Source organism: Mycoavidus sp. HKI (assembly GCF_020023735.2).
GTDB lineage: Bacteria > Pseudomonadota > Gammaproteobacteria > Burkholderiales > Burkholderiaceae > Mycoavidus.
In genome coordinates this window covers 144,452-156,729 of sequence record NZ_CP076444.2, presented here as the reverse complement: position 1 = coordinate 156,729, position 12,278 = coordinate 144,452, and the positions used below count along the sequence as shown (strand labels likewise).

Here is a 12,278-nt window from a genome sequence, read left to right as displayed (position 1 = left end):
CCAACCCTCAAAAAGGGGAAGTGACAAGCCGCATTTAAAGCAGCGCATAATGCGCGGCAATACCTGCAAACAATACTCCGCCGAGCCAATTATTGTGTCTGAAAGCGGCAAAACATCCAGACCGCTCGCGGCTACGAATCAACGTGTAATGATACGCAGCACATAGCATAGCGCCGATCAAACCGAGCCAAAATGCCAATGTATAAGCAAGTGCAATACCTATTGCCGCGTAAATAAGCAAAAACAACGCATAGCAGCCCATAATCGCCAGCACATCGTATTGGCCAAAGGTCAGCGCTGAAGTGCGGATACCAATTTTTCGGTCATCATCACGATCCACCATTGCATATTCTGTGTCATAAGCAATTGACCAAAATATATTTGCAATCAGCATAGCCCACGCTAGAGGCGGCAGTTGGTTTTGCACCGCGGCAAATGCCATCGGTATACCAAAACCAAAGGCGCAGCCTAGATAAGCTTGAGGTAATGCGAAAAAGCGTTTGGTCAATGGATAGCTGGCCGCAATCAACACCGCAATCAGTGCGAGCCATTTTGTCATTGCATTAAGAGAGACAATTAACAGAAAAGAAAATAATGTGATCGCGACTGCCAACATCAGCGCCCGCCAAGGCGCAATTTGGCCAGAAGTAATCGGCCGCTCGCGCGTGCGCTCAACATATCGGTCAAAATCCCGATCAGCATAATCGTTAATTGCACAGCCAGCTGAACGCATCAGAATCGTACCCATCACAAAAATCAGCAACAGCGACAATGACGGCGGGCCATTCGATGCAATCCAGAGTGCATTCAGTGTTGGCCACAGCAACAACAAAATACCAATCGGTTTATCCAGACGCAGCAAACGCCAGTATGGTACAAGCCAAGCTATGTTGTGAGCGGCCATTTGCTTATGCCAACATAGAGCGTAGCATCCAGGCGGTTTTTTCATGGGTTTGCATACGCTGTGTGAGTAAATCCGCAGTTGGCTCATCATGCGCATCGTCAGCCACTGGGAAAAATTTGCGCGCAGTTCGTGCTACGCCTTCATGGCCTTCAACCAGTTGACGAATCATCTCTTCAGCCGCTGGCACACCCTCCGCTTCAGGGATAGAAGAGAGTTTTGCGTATTCGCGGTAACTGCCAGGAGCCGGAAAATCTAAGGCCCGAATCCGCTCGGCAATCTCATCCACCGCACTAGCAAGCTCAGTATATTGAGTTTCAAACATGAGGTGCAGTGTATTAAACTGCGGGCCGGTGACATTCCAATGGAAATTATGGGTCTTTAAATATAAGGTATAGGTGTCCGCCAATACGTGACTTAAACCCTCGGCAATGTGTTTGCGATCTTGATCGCTGATGCCAATATTGATATTAGTGGCTGAGACTTTTTTAGTCATTACATGCTCCTTAAAAAAGAATTACTGTGGTACATGGATGGATTCAGTATCCGGCATTTAGGCAACTTAAATTGAATGCGTTTTATGCTTGCTTAGCGGGTAAATCCAGTTTTTTTGCTCCCGGTAAATTGCAGGCAGCAACGGCTGAACAAATGACATCAATGGCGGGCATACGCGTAAAGCTCTTGCGCCATGCCAACACCACCCGGCGGTCCGGTACCGGTTCTTTAAATGGAATATAACTCAGCATAGCATTATCAACAGCATTCTTATGATGCGTTATCTTATGTTTGCCAATTTGCTCAGCCGGCACGGAAGTGCACGGCAGCACGGTAATGCCAATTCCGCTTGCTACCATATGGCGGATAGTTTCAAGCGATGAACCTTCAAAGGTTTTTTGAATACCGTCCGCATTCTGTGAAAAACGCATCAACTCTGGACACACGCCGAGCACATGGTCCCGGAAACAATGTCCGTTACCAAGAAGCAGCATGGTTTCTTGCTTAAGGTCGTTGGCATCAATTGAAGTCTGTTGTTCCCATGGATGCCTTTTAGGTAAGGCAACCACAAAGGGTTCATCATACAGTGGGCGCATTACCAGCCCCGTTTCAGGAAATGGCAAGGCAATCACAGCCACATCAATTTCACCTTGCTTAAGTAACTCAATCAGCTTCAAAGTAAAATTTTCTTGCAGCATCAATGGCATTTGCGGCGCCATCTTGATCATTTGCTTAACCAGCGAAGGCAATAGATAAGGCCCGATTGTATAAATCACACCAAGGCGTATCGGTCCTATCAGTGGATCTTTGCCTTGTTTGGCAATTTCTCTAATCGCCTGGGTTTGTTCCAAAACACGTTGTGCCTGCGCAATAATTTGTTCGCCAATCGGTGTTACGCTGATTTCACTGGTACCACGTTCAAAAATTTGCACATTCAGCTCATCTTCGAGCTTTTTGATTGCTACAGATAAAGTGGGCTGGCTAACAAAACAAGCATCAGCAGCGCGACTAAAGTGCCGTTCACGAGCAATTGCAACGATGTACTTGAGTTCGGTGAGGGTCATGTATTTTCAGTATACCAAAACAACTGCCCTATGCCAGTATTGCATACGAAGCTTTGCTATTGTAGATGATGGCGCTGAATTATATTAGTTAGAAGGATGTATAGTGCGCTAAAAAACGCTTAGAACACAAAAAGCCTCCCTTGTTGGGAGGCTTTTTGCTTAAAGAGAGAAGCCTGACGATGTCCTACTTTCACACGGGTAATCCGCACTATCATCGGCGTGGAGTTGTTTCACGGTCCTGTTCGAGATGGGAAGGGGTGGTTCCAACACGCTATGGTCATCAGGCGTAAAGGGTAGAAGAACTGAGAGTGATCTCAATTCATCAAAAAGGGGGGAAGAAGTAATTAGGTAATAGATAAGACACACAAGTTATAGGGTCAAGCCTCACGGGCGATTAGTACTGGTTAGCTAAGCACATTACTGTGCGTACACACCCAGCCTATCGACGTCCTGGTCTCGAACGACCCTTCAGGGGAATCGAATTCCCGGGAAATCTCATCTCGAGGCGAGTTTCCCGCTTAGATGCTTTCAGCGGTTATCTCTTCCGAACATAGCTACCCGGCGATGCCACTGGCGTGACAACCGGTACACCAGAGGTTCGTCCACTCCGGTCCTCTCGTACTAGGAGCAGGTCCTCTCAAATTTCCAGCGCCCACGGCAGATAGGGACCAAACTGTCTCACGACGTTTTAAACCCAGCTCACGTACCTCTTTAAATGGCGAACAGCCATACCCTTGGGACCGGCTACAGCCCCAGGATGAGATGAGCCGACATCGAGGTGCCAAACACCGCCGTCGATATGAACTCTTGGGCGGTATCAGCCTGTTATCCCCAGAGTACCTTTTATCCGTTGAGCGATGGCCCTTCCATACAGAACCACCGGATCACTATGACCTGCTTTCGCACCTGTTCGACGTGTCAGTCTCACAGTTAAGCACGCTTATGCCATTGCACTATCAGTACGATTTCCGACCGTACCTAGCGTACCTTCGTACTCCTCCGTTACGCTTTGGGAGGAGACCGCCCCAGTCAAACTGCCCACCATGCACTGTTCCCGACCCGGATTACGGGCCAAGGTTAGAACCGCAAACAAACCAGGGTGGTATTTCAAGGTTGGCTCCACGCAAACTAGCGTTCACGCTTCAAAGCCTCCCACCTATCCTACACAGACCGGTTCACAGTTCAATACAAAGCTACAGTAAAGGTTCATGGGGTCTTTCCGTCTAGCCGCGGGTAGATTGCATCATCACAAACATTTCAACTTCGCTGAGTCTCGGGAGGAGACAGTGTGGCCATCGTTACGCCATTCGTGCAGGTCGGAACTTACCCGACAAGGAATTTCGCTACCTTAGGACCGTTATAGTTACGGCCGCCGTTTACCGGGACTTCAATCAAGAGCTTGCACCCCATCATTTAATCTTCCGGCACCGGGCAGGCGTCACACCCTATACGTCCACTTTCGTGTTTGCAGAGTGCTGTGTTTTTATTAAACAGTCGCAGCCACCAATTTTTTGCAACCCTTTCTCCCTTCTGGCGCAGGCCAGTCAAGATACCAGGGCGTACCTTATCCCGAAGTTACGGTACCAATTTGCCGAGTTCCTTCTCCCGAGTTCTCTCAAGCGCCTTAGAATACTCATCTCGCCCACCTGTGTCGGTTTGCGGTACGGTCGTCATTAGACTGAAGCTTAGAGGCTTTTCTTGGAACCACTTCCAATTGCTTCGCAAACTCACGTTTGCTCGCCCCACATCCTTGAATTCCGCGCCCGGATTTGCCTAAGCGCCTTCTCTAATGTAGGGACCGGGACATCCAACACCCGGACAACCTTTAGCGATCCGTCCCCCCATCGCATCTAACGACGGTGCAGGAATATTAACCTGCTTCCCATCAGCTACGCATTTCTGCCTCACCTTAGGGGCCGACTCACCCTACGCCGATGAACGTTGCGTAGGAAACCTTGGGCTTTCGGCGAGGGGGCTTTTCACCCCCTTTATCGCTACTCATGTCAGCATTCGCACTTCTGATACCTCCAGCATACCTTTCGATACACCTTCACAGGCTTACAGAACGCTCTCCTACCATGCATATTACTATGCATCCGCAGCTTCGGTGACTGGCTTGAGCCCCGTTACATCTTCCGCGCAGGACGACTCGATCAGTGAGCTATTACGCTTTCTTTAAAGGATGGCTGCTTCTAAGCCAACCTCCTGACTGTTTTAGCCTTCCCACTTCGTTTCCCACTTAGCCAATCTTGGGGACCTTAGCTGGCGGTCTGGGTTGTTTCCCTCTTGACGTCGGACGTTAGCACCCGGCGTCTGTCTCCCGTGATTGCACTCTTCGGTATTCGGAGTTTGCTATGGCGAGGTAATCCGTGATGGACCCCTCTACCATGACAGTGCTCTACCCCCGAAGGTGATACACGAGGCACTACCTAAATAGTTTTCGGAGAGAACCAGCTATTTCCGGATTTGTTTAGCCTTTCACCCCTATCCACAGCTCATCCCCTAATTTTTCAACATTAGTGGGTTCGGACCTCCAGTACGTGTTACCGCACCTTCATCCTGGCCATGGATAGATCATCCGGTTTCGGGTCTACACCCAGCAACTATCGCCCTATTCGGACTCGCTTTCGCTACGCCTTCCCTAATCGGTTAAGCTCGCTACTGAATGTAAGTCGCTGACCCATTATACAAAAGGTACGCAGTCACCCCTTGCGAGGCTCCTACTGTTTGTATGCATGCGGTTTCAGGATCTATTTCACTCCCCTTCCGGGGTTCTTTTCGCCTTTCCCTCACGGTACTGGTTCACTATCGGTCGATCACGAGTATTTAGCCTTGGAGGATGGTCCCCCCATCTTCAAACAGGATTTCACGTGTCCCGCCCTACTTTTCGTATCCCTAGTTCCACACCACAGTTTTCGCATACAGGGCTATCACCTTCTATGGCTGGACTTTCCATTCCATTTTGCTAACTATTGTGCTAAAAAATACAGGCTCTTCCCATTTCGCTCGCCACTACTCTGGGAATCTCGGTTGATTTCTTTTCCTACGGCTACTTAGATGTTTCAGTTCACCGCGTTCGCTTCTCTTGACCTATGTATTCAGTCAAGGATGACCCATTCGGGCCGGGTTTCCCCATTCGGACATCTTCGGATCAAAGCTTGTTTGCCAGCTCCCCGAAGCTTTTCGCAGGCTACCACGTCCTTCATCGCCTGTGATCGCCAAGGCATCCACCACATGCACTTATTCACTTGACCCTATAACTAGGGTGTCTCTAAGTACTTGTTTGCCTTATCTCAACGGCTGACCCGTCTCGATAAGTCGATACAATCTATTACCCATGTATGCTTCAACATTCCATCTCAAGAATGTCTACACATACTTTACTTCTTCCATTTTGTTAAAGAACGTGACAGTCGATTTACGACAATCGTTATTCGGCAATGCTCCCTTACCAGGAACCCTGACGAATAAAGATTGGTGGAGGCAGACGGGATCGAACCGACGACCCCCTGCTTGCAAAGCAGGTGCTCTCCCAGCTGAGCTATGCCCCCCTGTGTCTTCCTTGACCAATCAACAGGCCTGTGCTTGGTGGGTCTGGTAGGACTTGAACCTACGACCCCACGCTTATCAAGCGTGTGCTCTAACCACCTGAGCTACAGACCCATTACAGCCGATAAGTGTGGACACTTGACTTCAAGCATCTTCTAGAAAGGAGGTGATCCAGCCGCACCTTCCGATACGGCTACCTTGTTACGACTTCACCCCAGTCATGAATCCTACCGTGGTGACCGCCCTCCTTACGGTTAGACTAGCCACTTCTGGTAAAACCCACTCCCATGGTGTGACGGGCGGTGTGTACAAGACCCGGGAACGTATTCACCGCGGCATGCTGATCCGCGATTACTAGCGATTCCAACTTCATGCAGTCGAGTTGCAGACTGCAATCCGGACTACGATCGGTTTTCTGGGATTGGCTCCCCCTCGCGGGTTGGCTACCCTCTGTTCCGACCATTGTATGACGTGTGAAGCCCTACCCATAAGGGCCATGAGGACTTGACGTCATCCCCGCCTTCCTCCGGTTTGTCACCGGCAGTCTCCTTAAAGTGCCCTTGCGTAGCAACTAAGGATAAGGGTTGCGCTCGTTGCGGGACTTAACCCAACATCTCACGACACGAGCTGACGACAGCCATGCAGCACCTGTGTTACATCTCTCTTTCGAGCACTCCAACCTCTCGGCCAGATTATGTACATGTCAAGGGTAGGTAAGGTTTTTCGCGTTGCATCGAATTAATCCACATCATCCACCGCTTGTGCGGGTCCCCGTCAATTCCTTTGAGTTTTAATCTTGCGATCGTACTCCCCAGGCGGTCAACTTCACGCGTTAGCTTCGTTACTAAGGATAGCTATCCCCAACAACCAGTTGACATCGTTTAGGGCGTGGACTACCAGGGTATCTAATCCTGTTTGCTCCCCACGCTTTCGTGCCTCAGCGTCAGTATTGGCCCAGGAGGCTGCCTTCGCCATCGGTGTTCCTCCACATATCTACGCATTTCACTGCTACACGTGGAATTCCACCTCCCTCTGCCATACTCTAGTCTGCCAGTCACGTATGCAGTTCCCAGGTTGAGCCCAGGGATTTCACATCCGTCTTAACAAACCGCCTACGCACCCTTTACGCCCAATAATTCCGATTAACGCTTGCACCCTACGTATTACCGCGGCTGCTGGCACGTAGTTAGCCGGTGCTTATTCTTCCGGTACCGTCATCCATTAAGATTATTTACCCTAACGTTTTCTTCCCGAACAAAAGTGCTTTACAACCCGAAGGCCTTCTTCACACACGCGGCATTGCTGGATCAGGGTTGCCCCCATTGTCCAAAATTCCCCACTGCTGCCTCCCGTAGGAGTCTGGGCCGTGTCTCAGTCCCAGTGTGGCTGGTCGTCCTCTCAGACCAGCTACGGATCGTCGCCTTGGTAAGCCTTTACCTCACCAACTAGCTAATCCGACATCGGCCGCCCCTATAGCGCGAGGCCCTAAGGTCCCCCGCTTTCATCCGTAGATCGTATGCGGTATTAATCCGGCTTTCGCCGGGCTATCCCCCTCTACAGGACACGTTCCGATGTATTACTCACCCGTTCGCCACTCGCCGCCAGGCCGAAACCCGCGCTGCCGTTCGACTTGCATGTGTAAAGCATGCCGCCAGCGTTCAATCTGAGCCAGGATCAAACTCTTCTGTTTAAACCTGTTTAAACTCCCCATCTTTTCAGACGGGTGCTCTCTCAAAGGTTGACAAGTCGTAGATTACTCTACTACCCATCTTACTTCTTGTGAGACTTGATATCTATCTTCATTTCTCATGACTTACGCCACAAAAAACTCGCTTTCATCAAGTGCCCACTCTTATCGACTGTAACTTTTTAAAGATCGCCCACTTACCTTCCGGTTCGTGTCTCGCTGACTCAGCAGCGAAGGAACGAGATTATGCTGCCTTTACGCCAAACCGTCAACCCCTTTTCGCAAAAATCTTTAAATTAAATAAGATTCGCATTAGCCGAGGCAATCGCCGTCATATTGATGATCCGCCGCACGGTGGCGCCTGGAGTCAGAATATGCACCGGTTTTGATGCGCCAAGCAAGAATGGGCCTATGGTTAGGCCCTCGCCGCTCGTCATTTTTAATAAATTGTAGGCAATATTTGCGGCCTCTAGACTTGGCATAATCAAGAGATTCGCCTCACCGGTCAGTTTTGACCCAGGAAAGGCCGCTTTGCGTAAGACTTCGGACAAGGCGGCATCACCATGCATCTCACCCTCCACCTCGAGCTCGGGTGCGCGCTCAACAATCAATGCGCGCGCTTTAGCCATGCGTTGCGAGGAGGCGTTTGGCGCACTACCAAAATTTGAACTCGATAACAGCGCAATCTTGGGCACAATGCCAAAGCGCTTAATTTCACGCGCAGCAAGCACCGCCATCTCAGCCAACTGCTCCGAACTCGGTTCTTGATTGACATAGGTATCGCAGATGAACAAATTGCGCCCTGGCAGCATCAACAAATTCATCGCGGCATAATGACTGACATCGGGCGCGCAACCCAGCGCTTGCTGAATAAATTTCAGGTGACTATGGTAAGTGTCAATCAGACCACAGATCATGCCTTCGGCTTCACCTAGGTGAACCAGAGTCGCGCCAATCAAGGTATTAGACTTGCGCATCGCCGCCTTCGCCACTTCTGGCGTGACGCCTTCACGGGCCCCTCGCCGATGATATTCTTGCCAACTTTTTTGATAACGCGAATCATCTTCTGGATTAACAACAATCAAATCTTGACCAATTTTTAACTTTGAGCTTATTTTTTTCAAACGCATTTCAATCACAGCCGGTCGACCTACTACGATAGGCTGCGCGATTTTTTCAAGCAACACAAATTGAGCCGCGCGCAAAACGCGTTCGTCCTCACCTTCGGCAAACACAATCCGCGCTGGCGCCGTTTTAGCTGCGGTGAAGACTGGACGCATCACCATCCCCGTGCGGTAAACGGTCCCGGCGAGCTGCTCACGGTAGGCATCCATGTCAGTAATGGGTTGCGTTGCTACGCCTGAATCCATCGCCGCCTGTGCTACGGCCGGTGCAATTTTGATGATTAAACGTGGATCAAATGGCTTAGGGATTAAATAATCCGGTCCAAATTCAAGTGTATGACCTTCATAAGCCTTCGCCACCTCATCACCTTGATCGCAGTCTTGTGCTAATTCGGCAATGGCCTTTACACAAGCTAGCTTCATCTGCTCAGTGATACAGGTTGCCCCTACATCCAACGCGCCGCGAAAAATAAAGGGAAAACACAATACATTGTTGACCTGATTCGGATAGTCTGAGCGACCCGTCGCAATCACAACATCTGGGCGCGCCGCTTTAGCAAGCTCTGGGCGAATTTCCGGCTCTGGGTTAGCCAGCGCGAGAATCAATGGCTTCGCGGCCATGCTTTTCACCATTTCTGGCTTAAGCACGCCTGCCGCCGAACACCCGAGAAAAACATCTGCATCTTGCATCGCATCGGCTAGCTCGCGTGCTTGAGTTTTAGCAATGTAACGTGCTTTAGTGGGATCCAGGTTGGAGCGCCCATCATGGATCACGCCTTTTGAGTCGACGACAAGAATATGGGCTTTATTTAGCCCAAGATCGACGAGCAAATCTAAGCAAGCAATTGCTGCTGCACCCGCACCCGAACAAACAAGTTTGATTTCGCTTAACTTTTTGCCAACGACCTTCAAGCCGTTAAGGATAGCGGCAGACGCGATAATCGCCGTGCCATGTTGATCATCATGAAAAACCGGAATTTTCATCCGCTCGCGCAGCTTTTGTTCGATATAAAAACACTCGGGCGCTTTAATATCTTCAAGATTAATACCACCCAGCGTTGGCTCCAGCATAGCGATTGCCTCAACCAGCTTGTCTGGATCGTTTTCTGCCAGCTCAATATCGAATACGTCAATGCCAGCGAACTTCTTAAATAAGCAACCTTTGCCCTCCATCACAGGTTTAGCGGCAAGTGGCCCAATATTACCAAGACCTAACACGGCGGTACCATTTGTGATCACGCCCACTAGATTGCCGCGTGAGGTGTATTTTTGTGCCGTCAGCGGATCTTGATGAATCGCCTCACACGCGGCCGCCACTCCCGGCGAGTAAGCAAGAGCCAGGTCTAGGCTATTGGACAATGGCTTCGTCGGAGTAACCGATATCTTGCCAGGGCGGGGGAATTGATGATAATAAAGCGCGCTTTGCTTAAGTTGTTCGTCCATTACATCTAACCTGTGGTTTTGTTGATTTTAAGCCCAAAAGAATTAAACTGCCCGACAGCAGGCTGAATGAGTTGGCCACTCGCCGCGGGGAGCCTAGTTTACACCTCAAGGCCATCAATAAGGTTTAAGCACAAAATTTTTGTTATTTATTTTCGCCATAAATGAAAGAATTTCACAAAAATTCTAGGTAAAATAAGGGGGTCTACTAAAATAGGATTTGCCATGACAGGCTCTAATCACCCCTTCATTGCTGACACTACAGCAAAAATTCTGCTTGAGTTACAAGCGGTGCACTTTAATACCGTCAACCCTTTCATGTTGACCTCTGGTCGGGCCAGCCCGGTATATATCGACTGCCGCAAACTGATTTCCTTTCCGCGCGCACGCCGCACCCTGATGTCAATGGCTGAATCGACGATCTTAGATGAGATTGGCTTCGAGCAAATTGATGCGGTAGCCGGTGGTGAAACCGCTGGCATTCCTTTTGCCGCCTGGATCGCTGACCGGCTAATGTTGCCCATGCAATATGTGCGAAAAAAACCAAAAGGCTTTGGCCGCAATGCGCAGATTGAAGGTCATCTCACAGAAGGAGCGCGTGTTTTACTGGTGGAGGATTTAACCACCGATAGCCGCAGCAAGATTAATTTTTGTGAAGCGCTGCGCACAGCGGGGGCTCAAGTTAACCATGTCTTTGTGCTCTTTCACTATGATATCTTTGCCGAAAGCCGCTCTGTTTTAAAAGAGATCGGGGTTGAGCTCCATGCCCTTGCCACTTGGTGGGATGTTCTTCGAGTGGCCAAGTCACTGAATTATTTCGATCCTGCGACGCTCGATGAAGTCGAGAAATTCTTACACGCTCCCGCCGCATGGTCAGCTGCGCACGGTGGCTCTGAAACGGTGGTTTAATGATTAAAGTATTTGTTGACGGACAAGAGGGCACCACCGGCCTGAAGATTTTTGAATATCTTGCGATCCGACGTGATATTGAAATACTACGTATTGACGAAGATAAACGAAAAGACGTTGAGCAGCGACGCGCCCTGATCAACGCTTCAGATCTGACCTTCTTGTGTTTACCCGACACTGCCGCGCGTGAATCGGTAGCACTCGTCGACAACCCCAATACCTGCATCATTGACGCCAGCACCGCCTTTCGCACCGATCATGATTGGGCATACGGGTTACCGGAACTAAACCGCGCACAGCGCGCGCGCATCCGCACGTCCCAGCGAATTGCGGTGCCAGGTTGCCATGCATCGGCGTTTATACTCGCCGCGCATCCGTTGGTAGCAAAAGGCATTATGCCGCCTGATTGTCCGCTGAGCAGTTATTCAATTACGGGTTATAGTGGTGGCGGCAAGCAAATGATTTCGGCTTATGAGCGCGGTGAAAACCCGTCATTTACAAGTCCGAGACACTACGCGCTTGGCCTTGAGCACAAGCATCTGCCAGAAATGACGATGCATGCGGAACTTGCCGCCGCGCCCATCTTCACGCCGATTGTTGCTTCTTTTTATCAAGGTTTGGCGGTTACGACTTGTTTTTATTCTCGTTATCTTGCCCCCGGCGTTGGCCCTCAACACGTTCAGGCGGTGCTTGCCGAATATTATGAAAATGAGCCTTTTATCCGGGTTGCGCCATTTGATGCGGTAGAGAATCTTGACCAAAGTTTCTTTAATATCCAAGAGTGTAATAATACAAATCGCGTAGATATTTTTGTATTCGGTAACCAAGATCGGATCGTCACTATTGCACGGCTTGATAACTTAGGCAAAGGTGCATCAGGCGCCGCGATTCAATGCATGAACCTACGCCTTGGTACGGGTGAAATGGCAGGATTGACTGCTATCGCATAAATACCAATCCACTCTCGAACTCTAATTTTCCAAACTACGGATGGCTTGATAAAACTACGGCATAGAAAACTAGCAACCAACCGTGCATTAACTGCTGCTAGTAAGCGCCATGCTGGATGAGTATTACGTTGGATAAGCAGGGTCTGATAATCCATTTCA

At 49.8% G+C, this 12,278-nt stretch carries 6 protein-coding genes, 2 tRNA genes and 3 rRNA genes; 2 read left to right on the top strand and 9 right to left on the bottom strand.

Going from position 1 to position 12,278, the window contains the following annotated elements:
• Nucleotides 1-34: 34 nt before the first annotated feature.
• From ubiA to KMZ15_RS00435, 9 genes are all read right to left on the bottom strand, one after another.
• Nucleotides 35-904, bottom strand: coding sequence for a 4-hydroxybenzoate octaprenyltransferase (ubiA, locus tag KMZ15_RS00475; protein ID WP_223693031.1), 870 nt, complete (start codon nucleotides 902-904; stop codon nucleotides 35-37).
• Nucleotides 905-908: 4 nt separating this feature from the next.
• Nucleotides 909-1,397 (bottom strand): Dps family protein, encoded by a 489-nt coding sequence (locus tag KMZ15_RS00470; RefSeq protein ID WP_223693029.1) that lies wholly within the window; start codon nucleotides 1,395-1,397, stop codon nucleotides 909-911.
• 82 nt (nucleotides 1,398-1,479) lie between these two features.
• Nucleotides 1,480-2,460: a LysR substrate-binding domain-containing protein gene (locus KMZ15_RS00465; RefSeq protein ID WP_223693026.1), complete on the bottom strand. Its 981-nt coding sequence runs from the start codon at nucleotides 2,458-2,460 to the stop codon at nucleotides 1,480-1,482.
• A 171-nt stretch (nucleotides 2,461-2,631) separates the two neighbouring features.
• A 5S ribosomal RNA gene (rrf, locus tag KMZ15_RS00460) occupies nucleotides 2,632-2,745 on the bottom strand.
• 88 nt (nucleotides 2,746-2,833) lie between these two features.
• Nucleotides 2,834-5,714, bottom strand: a 23S ribosomal RNA gene (locus tag KMZ15_RS00455).
• A gap of 221 nt (nucleotides 5,715-5,935) precedes the next feature.
• Nucleotides 5,936-6,011, bottom strand: a tRNA-Ala gene (locus tag KMZ15_RS00450).
• Nucleotides 6,012-6,046: 35 nt separating this feature from the next.
• Nucleotides 6,047-6,123 (bottom strand) — tRNA-Ile (locus KMZ15_RS00445).
• A 45-nt stretch (nucleotides 6,124-6,168) separates the two neighbouring features.
• Nucleotides 6,169-7,699 (bottom strand): 16S ribosomal RNA (locus tag KMZ15_RS00440).
• The 16S, 23S and 5S rRNA genes sit together here with 2 tRNA genes alongside, the layout of an rRNA operon.
• A gap of 293 nt (nucleotides 7,700-7,992) precedes the next feature.
• Nucleotides 7,993-10,263, bottom strand: coding sequence for an NADP-dependent malic enzyme (locus KMZ15_RS00435; RefSeq protein ID WP_223693024.1), 2,271 nt, complete (start codon nucleotides 10,261-10,263; stop codon nucleotides 7,993-7,995).
• Nucleotides 10,264-10,485: 222 nt separating this feature from the next.
• On the opposite strand from KMZ15_RS00435, the gene KMZ15_RS00430 reads away from it, so the two are divergent.
• Complete coding sequence (locus KMZ15_RS00430) at nucleotides 10,486-11,169, top strand: orotate phosphoribosyltransferase (RefSeq protein WP_223693022.1); 684 nt, start codon at nucleotides 10,486-10,488, stop codon at nucleotides 11,167-11,169.
• The gene (gene argC / locus KMZ15_RS00425) at nucleotides 11,169-12,119 is read left to right on the top strand and encodes an N-acetyl-gamma-glutamyl-phosphate reductase (protein ID WP_223693020.1); all 951 of its coding nucleotides are present in this window, start codon (nucleotides 11,169-11,171) and stop codon (nucleotides 12,117-12,119) included. The genes KMZ15_RS00430 and argC overlap by 1 nt, the downstream gene beginning before the upstream one ends.
• Nucleotides 12,120-12,278 lie beyond the last annotated feature (159 nt).